Origin of the sequence: Pedobacter kyungheensis (genome assembly GCF_000812965.1) — a bacterium.
Taxonomy (GTDB): domain Bacteria; phylum Bacteroidota; class Bacteroidia; order Sphingobacteriales; family Sphingobacteriaceae; genus Pedobacter; species Pedobacter kyungheensis.
This window is the reverse complement of sequence record NZ_JSYN01000033.1, coordinates 21,343-38,199: the sequence shown is the minus strand read 5'-3', so window position 1 is coordinate 38,199 and position 16,857 is coordinate 21,343. Positions and strand designations below refer to the sequence as shown.

Genomic DNA, 16,857 nt, shown 5'->3' with positions numbered 1-16,857 from the left:
AATTTTTTGTTTTGAAGAAATACAGTTCTCTTAAAGAGATTCAATCGCTCATTTCGCAAAAGCAGTTAACTTTACCCGATTTATTAGCTTATTATTTTAAGCAGATTAAAGATAATGAACACCTCAATGCATTTAATGAGGTGTTTTTTTATACGGCCGAAGTTCAGGCAAAAGCGGTACAGCAGAAAATAGAAGCAGGTACTGCCGGAAAACTTGCGGGAATGGTTATTGGTATTAAAGATAATATCTGTTACAAAGACCATGAGGTAACTGCATCATCCAAAATGCTCGAAGGTTTTATCTCTCCCTATTCGGCTACCGTTGTTGAACGTTTATTGCAGGAAGATGCCGTTATTATTGGCCGCTTAAATTGCGATGAATTTGCTATGGGCGGCTCAAACGAAACTTCTTTCTATGGAGCGGTTAGAAATGCAGCCAATCATGAACTGGTTCCGGGTGGCTCTTCAGGTGGTTCGGCAGTTGCGGTGCAGGCCGATATGTGCTTATCTGCTTTAGGTACCGATACCGGTGGCTCGGTAAGGCAACCGGCTGCTTTTTGCGGTCAGATTGGTCTTAAACCAACTTACGGACGTATTTCCCGTTATGGGGTAATTGCCTATGCCTCTTCTTTTGATCAGGTTGGACCAATTACTTCATCGGTAGAAGATGCTGCCATTTTACTTCAGGTATTGGCGGGTAGCGACGATCACGATTCTACCGCTTCGGCTTCAGCTGTTCCGGATTATCCGACACATTTAAACCAGGCTAAAAAACAAAAAATAGCGGTTTTAAGAGAAACGATTGAAAGCGAGGCGCTTGATCCTGAAATCAAATCGGCCATTTTAAAATCGATTGCTGAATTGGAAGCGCAGGGCCATACCATTGAGTACGTTTCTTTTGATCTGTTAGACTATCTTGTTCCGGCATACTATATTTTAACTACAGCCGAGGCTTCATCTAACCTTTCGCGTTACGATGGTGTGCATTACGGGCACCGTAATATGGAAGCGAAATCGTTAAACGAACTCTACAAATTATCGCGGGCAGAAGGTTTTGGTGAAGAGGTAAAACGCCGCATCCTTTTAGGAACATTTGTTTTAAGTGCCGGATATTACGATGCTTACTATCAAAAAGCACAACAGGTTCGCCGCTTAATCCGCGAAAAAATGGATCAGCTTTTCGAAGAATATGATTTTGTTTTATCGCCTGTAGCACCTACAGCAGCTTTCAAAATTGGCGATAACGTGCAGGATGCGTTGGTGATGTACATGGCCGATATTTTTACTGTGTTGCCATCTTTAAGTGGTAACCCGGCTATTGCGCTGCCTTTGGGCAATAACGAAGCAGATTTACCGTTAAGTATACAATTTACAGCCAAACATTTTGAGGAAGATAAGCTTCTGGCTTTTTCTCAGGCATTTTTATCATAGTATTATCGTCATTGCGAGGTACGAAGCAATCTTAATGCAAAAGCATTATCGTTAAGTATGGCAATGGCATTTCATGAGTTGTTTTCTAAACATCGTTTAGAAATTATCAAATTGCTGTTCTGGCTTCGTCTATCGGAAAAAGAGAAGGGATTTGTATAAGGTTTGTGGTGACACAAACTACGGCCAGTGGAAGTTAAAACCAATAGCCCATGATTAAAAAATTACTTCTTGCTTCAGTTTGTGTTTGCTTCGGATTGATTTCTTCCGTTTCCGCACAACAAATCCTCCAGTTAGATAGCCTTCGTAAAGCGCAAAACAACATTTTCATCAATACCGATACCGTAGCCGTTCCCTTGGTTACCGAGAATCCGTTAATGATGAGCCAGAATTTCATCTATAAACTCCGGCTCGATTCCATTACCAAAACCGTTCCGCTTCCATATAATGAGTATGTGCAGCAATATATCGATATCTACGCCAAGCGTAAAGATATGTTCGGTAAAATGATCGGCTTATCAAGCTATTATTTTCCGATTTTTGATAAAGCACTAAAAGATTACAACATTCCGCAAGAGATAAAATACCTGACCATTGTCGAGTCGCAGATGAATCCGCATGCCATTTCGCGCGTGGGCGCAACAGGGATCTGGCAATTCATGTTTGGTACCGGAAAGGCATATGGTTTAAAGATGGATAACTTTGTAGATGAACGCAAAGATCCGATTCAGGCCAGCTACGCTGCAGCAGCTTATTTTAGAGATGCTTTTGAAGAACTGGGCGACTGGCTTTTGGCCATTGCAGCCTATAATTGCGGCAAAGGAAATGTAACCCGTGCCATTGATAAAGCCGGATCGCGCGATTTTTGGGAAATCAGACAGTTTTTACCTAAAGAAACCCGGAATTATGTGCCTGCATTTATTGCTGCGGTGTATGTTATGAATTATTCGAACAAGCACCAGATTACCAGTCAGGCCTGCAATATGTTCTTAAAAACCGATACTGTGCAAACCACCAGGTTTGTATCACTGGCTACACTGGCCAAAGCATTGAATGTAGAAGAATCGGCCATGTTTGCGCTAAATCCTTCATACAAGAAAAAGATTGTAAACGGTACCGATGAGGAACCCAAGCGCATTGTAATGCCGAAGTTAAAGGATATCGATTTTGCAGGCGTTTACGAAGTACTCAACAATGTTGATGTGGATGTAAACATGCGCGTAGTTGAGGCCAGTACGGATGATGTACGTGAATTAAGAAAGAAAAAAACAAAGGGTACCCCAGTTAATACCGTGGTTTACCACAAAGTTACTGCCGGTCAGAACCTAATTTCAGTTGCCAATAAATATGGAGTTGAAGTGCAGGATTTAAGGGTTTGGAACGGTTTGAAAAGTAAGAATATTGTACCCGGACAAAAACTTAAAATTTACGCCAAAAACCGGGTAGCCCTCAAAGCGCCGGCATCGTTTTTAAGCTACAAAGTAAAAACCGGCGATACCTTATCAGAAATTGCCGAGAAATTCGAAGGGGCAACTGTTCAGAGCATCAGAAGGGATAATAAACTCAGCAAAGCTGGCTTGCAGGCAGGTATGATCTTAAAAATTAGCAAAGGTTAGTATTATTTTACCCAGCGTAATTCAAATTATCAAAGAACGGTTGAATTAGTGTGCATTAACTTTTTTTGAGAGGCTTTTTTATTTTATGCCTCATAAAAAGAATTGTACCTTTGCGCCGTCACTAATAAGTTACGTAATGAGTAAAACCACTAGAAAGCAAGATGCGCTTGATTATCACGCACAAGGCCGTCCGGGAAAAATACAGGTAATTCCAACAAAACCTACAAATTCGCAAAGAGATTTAACCCTTGCGTATTCACCGGGAGTAGCCGAGCCTTGCTTGCAAATAGCAGAAAATACAGAAGATGTTTATAAGTACACCGCAAAAGGGAACCTTGTTGCGGTAATCAGTAATGGTACAGCCGTTTTAGGTTTGGGCGATATTGGTCCTGAAGCCGGAAAACCGGTAATGGAAGGTAAAGGTTTACTTTTCAAAATCTTTGCCGATATCGACGTATTCGATTTGGAGCTGGATACCAAAAATGTTGATGATTTTGTAAAAATCGTTAAAGCTTTAGAGCCAACCTTTGGTGGTGTAAACCTCGAAGATATTAAAGCACCAGAATGTTTCGAAATCGAACGCCGCTTAAAGGAAGAGATGAACATTCCGGTAATGCACGACGATCAGCATGGTACTGCCATTATTTCGGCAGCAGCCTTATTAAATGCCTGCGAAATCGTAAAGAAAAAAATGGATAAGATTAAAATTGTAGTTAATGGTGCTGGTGCCGCTGCAATTTCTTGTACCAAATTATACGTTTCTTTAGGTGCTAAAAAAGAGAACATCGTAATGTGCGACCGTTCAGGCGTAATCCGCAAAGACCGCGCATCGCTTGACGAGATTAAAGCAGAGTTTGCTACCGACAGAAAAATCAACACTTTAGAAGAAGCCATGAAAGATTCGGATGTTTTCATTGGTCTTTCTTCTGCCGATTGTGTGAGTGTAGATATGCTGAACTCGATGGCTAAAAACCCGATCGTTTTTGCCATGTCGAATCCGAATCCGGAAATTGCTTACGATCTGGCTATCAAAACCCGTAAAGATATCATTATGGCAACTGGCCGTTCTGATTATCCGAACCAGGTAAACAACGTTTTAGGTTTCCCTTATATTTTCCGTGGAGCGCTTGACGTACGTGCAACCAGCATTAACGAGCCCATGAAAATTGCTGCGGTTAAAGCAATTGCCGAGCTGGCTAAAAAATCAGTTCCGGAAGCGGTAAACCTGGCTTACAACGCGCGTAACCTTAAATTTGGTAAAGATTATATCATTCCAAAACCGGTTGATTTCAGGTTAATTACTGAGGTTTCTACAGCGGTTGCCAAAGCAGCTATCGAAAGTGGTGTTGCCCGTAAAATCATTACCGATTGGGATGCTTATACTGAAGAGCTGAGAAAACGTTTAGGTTTGGATGATGCCATTATGCGCGCCATTACCACTAAAGCCAAAACCGATCCGAAACGTGTGGTTTTTGCTGAAGCAGATAACTATAAAATCTTAAAGGCAGCACAAATTGTTAACGATGAAAATATTGCTATTCCAATCCTTTTAGGAAATAAAGATAAAATACAAGCTATTATTGATGAGCATGGTTTGGAGCTGGAAGGTGTAGAGATTATCGATCAGATGCAAAACCCTGATAAAACCAAACAATACGCCGAGGCACTTTATAAAAAACGCCAGCGTAAAGGTGTTTCTTTAACCGATGCTACTAAATTGTTGAGAGACCGTAACTATTATGGTGCATCGATGGTAGAATTTGGCGAAGCTGATGCCATGATTTCTGGTTTAACCAAAAATTACGGATCGACCATTAAGCCTGCATTACACGTAATTGGTGTTGATCCAAGCGTAAAACGTGTGGCTGGTATGTACATGATGATGACCAAAAAAGGTCCGGTTTTCTTTGGCGATACCACTGTAAACGTTGATCCAACTGCAGATGAACTGGTAGATATTACCTTATTACTGGATAAATCGGTTAAACAGTTTAACATCAAACCACGTATTGCTTTATTATCTTATTCGAACTTTGGTTCAAATGATGGGGTAACACCAAATAAAGTAAGAGAAACAGTAAATCTTTTGCACAAAAATCACCCTGATGTAGTGGTTGATGGCGAGATGCAGGGAAACTTTGCCATTAACAACGAATTATTGAAAGATAATTTCCCTTTCAGCACCCTGGCTGATGCGCCTGCAAACACTTTGGTGTTCCCGAATTTAGAGTCTGGTAACATTGCATACAAATTGTTACAAGAGCTGGGTGGGGCAGAGGCAGTTGGACCTATTTTATTGGGTTTAAACAAGCCTGTTCATATTGTTCAGTTAGGAAGTTCGGTGCGGGAGATCGTAAATATGGTTACTATTGCAGTAGTAGATGTTCAGGCGAAAGAAGAAATTGCCGGAACTTCGAAACGAAAAGGTATATTTACAAAAACAAACAAGAAGTAGCATTACATGTACGCCTATATCGACGGTAAATTGACATTTAAAAACCCGGCTTATGTTGTGGTAGAGGCCGGAGGTATAGGCTATCATATCAATATTTCATTAAATACTTACAGCGCTTTGGGCGATGCAGAAAGGTGTAAAATTTATACCTGGCTGCATGTAAAAGAAGATGCACATACATTATACGGCTTCGCCGATGAAGGCGAACGCCGTTTATTTTTACACCTGATTTCGGTATCAGGAATCGGACCAAATACCGGAAGGATGATTTTATCATCCATCACACCTGTGGAAATTCAAACGGCTATTATAAAGGCTGATTTGCCACTTATTCAACGCATTAAGGGCCTGGGCGCGAAAACAGCACAGCGTCTGGTATTAGAATTACAGGATAAATTAAAAAAAGAAGGTGCAGATTCATTAATTTCTATGCCTTTACACAATACTGTTAAAGATGAAGCGTTATCAGCATTGGTAATGCTAGGATTTGCCAAACAAACCGCCGAAAAAACTATAGATCAGATATTAAAAGTGAGTGAGGGAACACTTTCGGTTGAACAACTAATTAAATATGCCTTGAAAACCTTATAAGATCTAACGCCTTTGAAGAGAATATCTACCTTTCTGTTTCTCATCCCACTTTTATTAATTGCTACTCAAAACGCCTTCTCTCAAGTTGTTCCAAGCAAAACGGATACTGTTGTTAAAAAAAATAACTTCAGTTTACGCGAAAAGGAACGATTAGGCCTTGGGCCATCTGTTAATCCGTTTTATCCTGCGCCCAGTAATTTAAGGCGTGTGGTAGAATACGATGCTAAAAACAAACGCTATATCGTAAAAGAGCTGATTGGCGAGCAATTTGTACTCAATACCCAATATTTAACTATCGATGAGTATCAGCGCCTCGTAGACAGCGAAATTAAACGTGGCAACTGGCGCAGTATTTCCAATGCCGAGGTAAGCGATTACCGGAGCACCGGGATTATTCCGCAGATACAGGTAAACAGCAAAGCCTTCGAAAAATTATTTGGCGGTACTACCATTGATATTCAGCCACGTGGCGAGGCCGAGCTTACTTTTTTGGGCCGCGTAAATAAAAATGAAAACCCGCTTTTTAACGAAAGGCAAAGGGTACAAACCAATTTCGATTTTAACCAGAGGATTCAGATGGATCTGGTTGGAAATATCGGAACAAAACTGAAAATCAAGAGTAATTACAATACCGAAGCCCAGTTCGATTTCGAAAACCAGATTAAACTCGATTATACCGGTGGTAAGGATGACATTATCCAGAAAATTGAAGCCGGTAACGTTAGTTTACCTTTAAATACTTCTTTAATTACAGGTACACAAGCCCTTTTTGGTATTAAAACGCAGCTAAAATTCGGGCGTTTAAATGTAACAAGTGTTTACACGCAACAAAAATCCGAATCGCGCGAAATTAAAATCACCAATGGCGCACAGCAAAATACCACAACAGTAAATATCGATAGCTACGAGGCTAATAAACACTATTTCCTTTCGCAGTATTTCAGAAATAATTACAATAAAAACCTGGCCAACGCCCCAATTATTACATCACCGATCCAGATTACTAAAATTGAGGTATGGATTACCAATAAGGCCGGTAATACTGCCGATTCGCGTGATGTTTTGGGTTTACTGGATTTGGGTGAAAATACACCATACAACAACCTAATTACCGGAGGTACCTCTGGTTTACCTGCAGGAACTACGGCAACAGGTTTCGCCCAGCAATCTAACAACTTGCTGGCACAAATAAACGCTTACCAGGGTGGTGCCATCAGGCAAACCAATTCTAATGCGGTTATTTCTTTCTTCCAGTCAAGTCCGCCCTACATGGCCGGTACCGATAACTTTGCCAAATTAACCTATGCAAGGAGATTAACCGAAAGAGAATTTACCTTTCAGCCGCAGTTAGGTTATTTATCGCTAAATAATCCGCTCAATGCTGATGAGGTTTTGGCTGTGGCGTACCGTTATACCTATAATGGAGTAGAGTACCAGGTGGGTGAGTTTTCTACCGATGTGCCTTTCGATGCTGCAAACCCAAAAGTACTTTATACCAAATTATTAAAGAACGAAACCAACAAAATTTCGCTGCCAACTTGGGATTTGATGATGAAAAACATCTATTCAATAGGTGGATATCAGATCAGCAGTCAGAATTTTAAACTGGATATTTACCGTATCGACAACCAAACCGGTGTTGATAATCCGGTAATGACTGAGGGCCAGAATACAGCCAATAAACAGTGGATTGCCTTAACCGAGTTTGATCGTTTAAACCAGCAAAATGAACGTAAACCCGATGGAGTTTTCGATTTTGTGGCGGCTAATAACGCTTTTGGTGCTTATTCTACTGCCAGCAATGCCAATACCCCTAGCTTATTCGGAACCGGCAGTAACGGTCAAACCTCACTGGTAACCAATACCAACACCGGCTATATTACCATCGACCCGGCAAACGGAAGAATTATATTCCCGGTAATTGAACCTTTTGGAAAGGATTTAGCCGCAAGATTTTTACCAAGCGAGCAGGCTTTGATTGATAAATATACTTTTACGGCGCTTTACGATTCGACACAAACCATTGCCAAACAATTGTTCCAAAACCAGAACCGTTACGTCATTAAAGTTAATTACCAGTCTGATATTTCTTCTGAATTTAGTTTAAATGCCATCAACGTTCCTGAAGGATCGGTAAAGGTGTTTGCAGGTACCATGCCGTTGACAGAAGGGGTAGATTTTACTGTAGATTATCAGGGCGGCCGGGTAAGTGTAATTAACCAGGCACTTTTGATTTCGGGTCAGCCTATTCGCATTACAACTGAAAACAACGAACTCTTTGGCTTGCAGCAACGATCGCTTTTTGGTACACGTTTAGATTACCGCGTAAACAACAAGCTGAATTTGGGCGGTACCATTATGAACCTGACCGAAAAGCCGCTTACACAAAAAGTAAATATTGGCGAGGAACCCATTTCTAATACCATTTGGGGTGCCGATATCAACTATAGTTCACCGTCACGGTTTTTAACCAAACTGGTTGATAAAATTCCGCTTATCTCTACCAAAGCACCATCAAGTGTTACTTTTTATGGCGAGTTTGCGCAACTGATTCCGGGTCACCCGAGGGCGCTGAACTTTGCTGGTAGTAAAAACGGGGTGAGTTATCTGGATGATTTTGAAGCATCGCGTTCGGTTATCGATTTAAAAAGCGCCATTGCGTGGCAATTATCGGGTACCCCACAGTTATTTCAGGAGTACGACCGGTCTAACGATCTTTCGTACGGTTACAACCGGGCAAGGGTAGCCTTTTATAATATCGACCCGACTTTTTACAATTCTGCTGCTTCAACTACACCGGCGAACATCAGAAATAACCGGGCCGAACTTTCTAACCACTACGTTAGGGAAGTAATAGAGCAGGAGGTTTTTCCTTTTAAAGAAACGGCAACCGGACAGGCATTGAATATTACCACCTTCGATGTGGCCTACTATCCAACCGTTAGGGGGCCGTACAACTTCCGTACTACTGGCTTTAAACCTGACGGATCATTACTGCAACCACAAAATAATTGGGCAGGTTTTCAGCGGAAGATCGAAACCAACGATTTCGAAGCCTTAAACGTGGGCTTTATTGAGCTTTGGATGATGGATCCTTTTATCTACAAACCAAATTCAAGCGGTGGTGATATCTATTTCAACCTTGGAAACATTTCGGAAGATATTCTGAAAGATGGCAGAAAATCGTTAGAGAATGGTTTGCCTGCTACGAACGATCCGACTAAATATGATGAAACCGTTTGGGGTCGTGTACCCAAACTACAACCCGTGGTGCAGGCTTTTGATAACAATCCCGATTCGCGTAAAGCACAGGATGTTGGTTTGGATGGTTTAGCTGATGCAGATGAGAAAACAAAATTCGCTGCCGAAATCAATCAGATTAAATCGCAGTTAAATGCCAATGCAGCCGCCACATTAGATGCTGACCCGGCTTCTGATAATTATGCTTATTTCAGAGGTCCGGCTTTAGATCAGATTAATGCCGGAATTTTAAAGCGCTACGAAAGATATAACGGTACTGAAGGCAACTCTAAAACTTCGCAGCAATCGCAGGCCGAACTTGGATTGGAAAATTCCGCGTCGACCTCTTTGCCTGATGGTGAGGATATCAACCGCGATAATAACATGACGCAAAGTGATGAGTATTTCCAGTATAAAGTTTCTATACGTCCGGGCGATTTAAATGTAGGGCAGAATTTCATTACCGATAAAGTAACCTCGCAGGTTAAACTGGCCAACGGAAATACCCAGGCGGTAACCTGGTATCAGTTCCGTATTCCAATCGGGCAGTACCAGCAAAAAGTTGGTGGTATTCAGGATTTTAAATCCATCCGTTTCTTCAGGATGTTCATGACCAATTTCGCCGATACAGCAGTAATGCGTTTTGCAAAATTACAGTTAATCCGTGGTGAATGGCGCGAATACAACGCATCTAACCAGGCCGCTCAGGTAATTGTCGATCCGGCTTTGCCAGCTTTAACGCCTGATAATTCAACAATTGAGGTATCAACTGTAAATATCGAAGAGAATGGTAAACGTTCACCTATTCCTTATGTTACCCCTCCGGGCATTCTGCGCGAGCGCGATTACAGCAACTACCGCGGCGATACCCGACTAAATGAACAATCATTGTCGGTAACCGTAAAATCGTTAAGAGATGGTTATGGCCGTGCAGCTTTTAAAACTGCTTATAGCGATTTCAGGTCTTATAAACACTTAGAAATGTTTGTGCATGCCGAGGCTGTTAACAATCAGTTGTTAAATGATGGTGATGTGGCTGCCTTTTTAAGGATCGGAACCGATAATCAGGATAACTATTATGAATATGTTATGCCTTTAAAGGTAACCACGCCAGGCACCAGCGATCCGGATGCCATTTGGCCTGAAGCCAATAGGATGGATATCGATTTAACACTTTTCCAAAATGCAAAACTTGCCCGTAATGTGGCTAAACAAGCTAACGGCCAACCATGGCCAATAAACGTACCATTTACTTATACCGATGGTGCCAGAACCATTGTGGTAAAAGGACAGCCCGACATGAGTAAAGTTCGCGTTTACATGGTAGGTATTAAAAATCCTTTGCGTTTGGCTAACGATGTAGGTAATGACGACGGACAGGATAAAAATGCCCTGGTTTGGTTTAATGAACTACGGTTAACCGAATTTGATGAAAAAGGTGGATGGGCAGCTACCGGAAGGTTAAACCTGAAACTGGCCGATTTTGCTGACGTAAATATTTCGGGTAGCAAATCTACTATTGGTTTTGGTTCAATTGATTCGAAAGTAAGCGAGCGTAACCGTGCCGATAATGTATTGCTTGATGTATCTTCGGCGATGGAACTCGGAAAATTCCTGCCACAAAAATCGGGTGTTAAAATCCCCATGTTTGTAAGTTATTCTAAACAGGTATCAACACCGCAGTATAACCCAAGAACGCCAGATATTGAACTTAAAAATGCTTTAGACCGGTCGACTAAAGAGCAAAAAGATTCGATTTTAAATTTTGCTCAGGATTATACCATCAGAAGGGGGATTAACTTTACCAATGTTCGAAAAGAGCGTATCAATAACAGCAAGCCTGTAAGGTTATGGGATATCGAAAACTTCTCTGCAAGTTATGCTTATACCCAATATAATCATCGCGATTTTATTAACCAGAGCAGTATTCAGAATACTTACAGGGCATCATTGCAATACAGTTATTCAAGAGAGGCCAAAACCATAGCGCCATTCGAAAAGATTATAAAATCGAATATGTTGGCATTATTGAAAGATTTTAATTTCAGTATTTTCCCAAGTGCCATTAACTTCAGGATTGACGTAGACCGCTTATATGCTGAAAACACTCTGAGAAATAACGATCCGAACAATACTTTGGGTGTTTACCAGACCGGCTACGGAACCACTTTTAATAAAAACTTTACCATGAGCAGGGTTTATGGTATTGCCTGGAACCTTACCCGTTCATTACAGTTAGATTTTAATGCCACCAACTACTCAATTATTGATGAACCAGACGGTAGAATTGAAGGTTTAAAACGCGATACCGTTTGGGAAAACTTAAAACGTTTAGGCCGTACAACCGATTATAATCACAATTTAAACGTTACTTATAACCTGCCGATTGATAAGATTCCGGGCTTAAACTGGATTACCGTTAAAACCCGTTACGGAACCAATTTTAACTGGCAAACGGAGCCTTTGGCAACCCTGCGCGATCCAAATATCAATTTAGGTAATACTGTACAAAACAGCCGTACCATACAGGTTAACCCCACATTAAACTTAACCACGCTATACAATAAATTTGGCTTTATCCGTAATGCCGGTAACGATGATAATGGAAATAAGGCGAAGAATTTTTTCATCAACCTTTTAACCAGTGTAAAAAATGTAAATGCCAGCTTTGTGCAAACCAAGGGTATTTTCTTGCCCGGTTATCTGCCAACCACCAGATATTTTGGTATCGATAATGCCACAGGAGCACCTGGTTTAGGCTTTGCTTTTGGTAGTCAGCGCGATATACGCGAAATGGCCCTGAATAATGGTTGGTTAACTACCGATACTTTACAAACCCAGTTATATGTGAATACGCTTCGCGAAGATTTACAGTTAACCGGTCAGGTAGAGCCATTTAAAGATTTACGGATTACCTTGAAAGCAAACAAGGCACAAACGAGAAATTTCTCGACCAATTTCAGGTATGTTGCCAGCGTATCATCGTTCGAAAATCTGAGCGCCATTACTACCGGCGATTACAGCATTTCTTACATTGCTTTGGGTACTGCATTTAAAGAAAATAATGCCACCCAGGTTTCTGGCCTGTTCCAGCAGTTTATGAATAACCGCAGTGTGATTTCGAGAAGATTGGGTGCACAAAATCCAAATTCTTCTGGTAATAGCGGAGGCTTTGCCGATGGCTATAGCAAAGAGAGTCAGGATGTAATTATCTCGGCTTTTATGGCCGCTTACGCGGGTAAAGATGCCGGTAAGGTTAAAATGAATTCTTTCCCTAAAATTCCGCTTCCAAACTGGAACTTAACCTACAGCGGTTTAACGCGCATTCCTTTTATTGCCGATAAATTTTCGTCGGTTGATATCAGACATGGATACCGCTCTGCTTACAACATTAATGGCTATAACTCATTATTGCGTTATCAGGAAACCAATGGTGCCGTGAGCAGCAGGGATGTAAACAATAACTTTTTGCCACAATATCAGTTTGCACAGGTAACCATCTCCGAATATTTTGCACCACTGGTTGGGGTTGATACCAGGTTTAAAAATAACCTGACAGCTTCTTTTGAGTTAAACCGCTCACGTTTGTTAGGCTTAAGTTTATCGAACAGCCAGTTGGCCCAGCTATCAGAAAATAATATGGTTTTAGGCCTGGGTTACCGGACCAATAAATTCCGTTTCCCGTTTGGCTGGTTTAAAAGTTTAAAAATGGATAACAACATGGATTTTAAACTCGATGTATCTATTCGCGATAATAAAACGGTTATTTACCGTGCCGATATTACCGAAGCTGAAGTTTCATCCGGAGCAAAAAATATTACGCTTAGACCAAGTGTAGATTATGTGTTAAACCAGAAGTTTAATATTAAGTTGTTTTACGATTCAAACATTACCAAACCTTATACTTCGCAAACTTTCAATACTTCGTTCAGTAATTTTGGTTTTAGTTTAAGGTTTACATTGAATTAATGTTTTTTCATATAACATGTATTTCTGTAGCGTAATGGTTAATCGGTTTTGTATTCATCGAGTAATGTATGGCATCCATAGAGTAATGATGCCTATTCGTCTGTATGCTATTTATGAAAGCTTAGATTTTTCATAGCTTTAGATTTCTGGAAGTGTAATTAAGTTCAGCTATTGCATTGCAATAGCTGAATTTTTGTTTCTGGAAATAAAATAATTATATATTATGACGATAAAAGGATTTTTTCTGGTAATTTTTACCACATCAATACTGGCTTGCCATGCAGCCCCTAAAACTCAGCCAATTGTTGATGGTCTTACGAATGTAAAACCAGATCCGCAGCAACAACTTGTTATCAGGGAGGTGGTAAATTTAATAGAAAGTTACCATTACAAACAAATACCGATCAACGATTCTATCTCCTCGCTTATCCTGGATAAATACATCAAATCTCTTGACCCCGGAAAAAACTACTTCTTGTCAGGTGATATTAAGGCGTTTGAAAAATACAGGTATATCCTTGATGATGATTTTAAAAACGGCGATTTAAGCGGGCCATTTTACATCTACAATGTTTATGCGAAAAGATTAAACGAATATTTTACTTATTCTTTAGCACAGATTAAAACTAAATTCGATTTTAACCAGGCTGATAGCTATGTTTTCGATCGCGAAAAAATGCCATGGGCTACTTCTTCTGCAGCCTTAAACGATATCTGGACAAAACGGGTAAAATACGAACTGGTTAACTTAAACCTGGCAGGAACAACCGAGGCTAAAAACATTGAAACTTTAACCAAACGTTATCACGACCTGCAATCGCAAGCTTCTAAAACCAACAACGAGGATGTTTTTCAGATACTAATGAACGCTTTTACTGAATCCATGGATCCGCATACCAATTATTTTATACCAACCAGGGCAGCCGAGTTTAACGAAGAAATGGCGCGATCTTTTGAAGGTATTGGTGCCCGTTTACAGTTGGAAAACGAAGTGGTTAAGGTTTCTGAAATTATTCCTGGCGGACCGGCTTACAAAGGCAAACAGTTAAGTGCTGGCGATAGGATTATTGCAGTTGCGCAGGGCGACGGCGAGTTTGTTAACATCATGGGTTGGAGGTTAGATGTTACGGTAACCAAAATTAAAGGTCCAAAAGGTACCAAAGTACGCTTAAAGGTAATCCCTGTAGGCAAAGAAATGTCATCTAAACCAGTAATTATTGAGGTTGTGAGGGAGAAAATAATTCTTGAAGATCAATCAGCCAAGAAAAAGATAAAAACGATTACAACCAACGGCAAGGCATATAAAATCGGTATCATTTCAATACCAGCATTTTATGCTGATTTTAAAGCTGCGACTGCTGGCGATAAAAACTACAAAAGTACTACGCGCGATGTTCGGAAACTGATTGATTCGTTAAAAAACATCGACAAAGTGAATGCTATTTTGATGGATTTACGTGGAAATGGTGGCGGCTCACTGACTGAAGCTATTTCCTTGTCAGGCCTGTTTATTAAAGGGCCCGTAGTTCAGGTAAAAGATTTGCGTGGTAAGATTGAAGCAGATGAAGATGAAAATGGCGGTGTAGTCTGGGATGGGCCATTCGGGGTAATGGTAGACCGCTTAAGTGCATCAGCTTCAGAGATTTTTGCAGCCGCGATTCAGGACTATGGCCGTGGCATTATTATAGGTAGCCAAACTTATGGTAAAGGTACTGTACAATCTGCAATCGATTTAAACAAACTGATTAATCCTGGTATGTTGCAAAGAATTGTTGGATTAATCTCGCAAGATAAAACCGCTGGAGCTTCTTCAGGAAGTACCAATCCATCAGATATTAACCTGGGGCAGATTAATTTAACTATGGCCAGATTTTATCGTATTACGGGTGGGAATACGCAACTCAAAGGTGTAATTCCGGATGTGGTTTTTCCTTCGGTATATCCAATAAATAAAATAGGAGAAGATACTGAGCCGTCGGCTTTACCATGGGATGTTATTCCAGGTGCTAACTTTAAACCGATTGCCGACTTAACCGCCGTGAAAGCACAGTTGATTAAAAACAGCGAAGAGCGAATAACAAACTCTTTAGATTTTAAATACTTAAGACAGGATATTGCCGACTCTAAAAAACGCGAAACAGAAATTTCAGTAACTTTAAACGAAGCCAAACTGAAAGTTGAGCGCGATGCTCAGGAAGCTAAATCACTGGCCAGGTTGAACGAGTTAAGGGCTTTAAGAGGTTTACCTGCTGTTAAAAACCAGGATAAAATTACCAGACAAGATACTGTCGATTACATTGAAGATGAATCATTAAAAATAATGGGAGATTTTGTGCAGCAATCGGGTAGCTACGCCATAAATCTGCATCCCTTTGAAAATAAAAAATAAATTTACATCATCAGATGTGTAGCGTATCTTTAAATACAACTAAATCTTATTTATTTAGCGGGTAGTTCAATTTGAAATCTTTCCTGGTTTTTGAAAAGATCGTAAACAATCTTTAGAAAAGTTCATTGTAATTGGGAAAAGTAATGTGTATTTTTGGTGGCAAACAAAATTTGATTGTTATCTGTGTATAAATCAGACGATGTTTTGTGTTAAGAAACTTATATTTATTAATTATAAAATAATGAATTTTCCATCAGAATTAAAGTACACTAAAGACCACGAGTGGGTTAGAGTTGAAGGTAACGAAGCTTATATTGGCGTAACTGATTTTGCACAACGCGAGTTGGGCGATATCGTTTATGTTGATATCAACACTGTAGGTAGCGAAGTAGCTAAAGAAGAAGTTTTCGGTACCGTTGAAGCTGTTAAAACTGTTTCTGATTTATATATGCCTGTTACCGGAACTGTATTAGAAGTTAATGCCGAATTAAATGATAATCCGGAATTGGTTAACTCTGATCCTTATGGTGATGGCTGGATGGTAAAAGTATCTTTAGCAGATGCTTCAGAAGTAGAAGGCTTGCTTACTGCTGCTGCTTACCAGGAATTAGTAGGCGCTTAATTCGTCATTTTTTGTACAAAGCACTAAAACGACAAATATGGGCCATTATCTGGACTATTGTTATTTTAGTGCTTTGTAATATGAGGATGCCTGACTCCTTAGGTTCGGGGTTTTTCTTCGAAGGCTTTGATAAAATGACCCACCTGGGTTTTTTCTTTGTTTTATCGGTGCTGCTCTTTTATGGTAAAATAAGGTACCAGCATACTTTCGCTTTCAGAACATTAACGATTTTTAAAATTCTCCTGATTAATGCCCTTATTGGCGGCGCTATTGAAATATTACAGTGGAAAGTTTTTACCTACCGCTCTGCCGAATGGTGGGATTTTGCCTGTGATATGTTAGGTTCGTTAATGGCCGTTTTCAGTTATGTACTGCTCCATAAATTAAACTTCAATGAAAAACACGAAAGTTAGTATTATCTGCATTATTTTAACCATCGGTTTAAGCGGGTGCAGCATTTTTAAAAAGAATTGTAACTGCCCTAAAGTATACTATAAAAGTTATCCTTCCCCTCAAAAGTAACCTGTCAAATCGATACTCCTTTTTTA

8 protein-coding genes are annotated in these 16,857 nt (G+C 40.2%); all 8 read left to right on the top strand.

Annotated elements, in window-relative coordinates; all coding sequences use genetic code 11:
- Window positions 1–11: 11 nt before the first annotated feature.
- Entirely contained in the window at window positions 12–1,430 is a 1,419-nt protein-coding gene (gene gatA / locus OC25_RS22825; protein WP_039481247.1) for an Asp-tRNA(Asn)/Glu-tRNA(Gln) amidotransferase subunit GatA, read from the top strand.
- Window positions 1,431–1,639: 209 nt separating this feature from the next.
- The gene (locus OC25_RS22820) at window positions 1,640–3,043 is read left to right on the top strand and encodes a lytic transglycosylase domain-containing protein (RefSeq protein ID WP_039481243.1); all 1,404 of its coding nucleotides are present in this window, start codon (window positions 1,640–1,642) and stop codon (window positions 3,041–3,043) included.
- 136 nt (window positions 3,044–3,179) lie between these two features.
- Window positions 3,180–5,498 (top strand): NADP-dependent malic enzyme, encoded by a 2,319-nt coding sequence (locus tag OC25_RS22815; RefSeq protein ID WP_039481240.1) that lies wholly within the window; start codon window positions 3,180–3,182, stop codon window positions 5,496–5,498.
- A gap of 6 nt (window positions 5,499–5,504) precedes the next feature.
- Window positions 5,505–6,089, top strand: coding sequence for a Holliday junction branch migration protein RuvA (ruvA, locus tag OC25_RS22810; protein WP_039481238.1), 585 nt, complete (start codon window positions 5,505–5,507; stop codon window positions 6,087–6,089).
- A 12-nt stretch (window positions 6,090–6,101) separates the two neighbouring features.
- Window positions 6,102–13,298 (top strand): T9SS outer membrane translocon Sov/SprA, encoded by a 7,197-nt coding sequence (gene sov, locus OC25_RS22805; RefSeq protein ID WP_039481235.1) that lies wholly within the window; start codon window positions 6,102–6,104, stop codon window positions 13,296–13,298.
- A gap of 223 nt (window positions 13,299–13,521) precedes the next feature.
- Entirely contained in the window at window positions 13,522–15,687 is a 2,166-nt protein-coding gene (locus OC25_RS22800; protein ID WP_052266399.1) for a carboxy terminal-processing peptidase, read from the top strand.
- Between the two features lie 241 nt (window positions 15,688–15,928).
- Complete coding sequence (gcvH, locus tag OC25_RS22795) at window positions 15,929–16,309, top strand: glycine cleavage system protein GcvH (protein ID WP_039481232.1); 381 nt, start codon at window positions 15,929–15,931, stop codon at window positions 16,307–16,309.
- A gap of 86 nt (window positions 16,310–16,395) precedes the next feature.
- On the top strand, window positions 16,396–16,722 hold the full coding sequence (locus tag OC25_RS22790; RefSeq protein WP_245222130.1) for a VanZ family protein: 327 nt from the start codon (window positions 16,396–16,398) through the stop codon (window positions 16,720–16,722).
- Window positions 16,723–16,857 lie beyond the last annotated feature (135 nt).

Excerpts from the sequence above, each read along its gene's own strand:
- OC25_RS22820 (WP_039481243.1), top strand. The coding sequence starts at position 1,640 with ATGATTAAAAAATTACTTCTTGCTTCAGTTTGTGTTTGCTTCGGATTG.
- OC25_RS22815 (WP_039481240.1), top strand. The coding sequence starts at position 3,180 with ATGAGTAAAACCACTAGAAAGCAAGATGCGCTTGATTATCACGCACAA.
- ruvA (WP_039481238.1), top strand. The coding sequence starts at position 5,505 with ATGTACGCCTATATCGACGGTAAATTGACATTTAAAAACCCGGCTTAT.
- OC25_RS22800 (WP_052266399.1), top strand. The coding sequence starts at position 13,522 with ATGACGATAAAAGGATTTTTTCTGGTAATTTTTACCACATCAATACTG.
- gcvH (WP_039481232.1), top strand. The coding sequence starts at position 15,929 with ATGAATTTTCCATCAGAATTAAAGTACACTAAAGACCACGAGTGGGTT.
- OC25_RS22790 (WP_245222130.1), top strand. The coding sequence starts at position 16,396 with ATGCCTGACTCCTTAGGTTCGGGGTTTTTCTTCGAAGGCTTTGATAAA.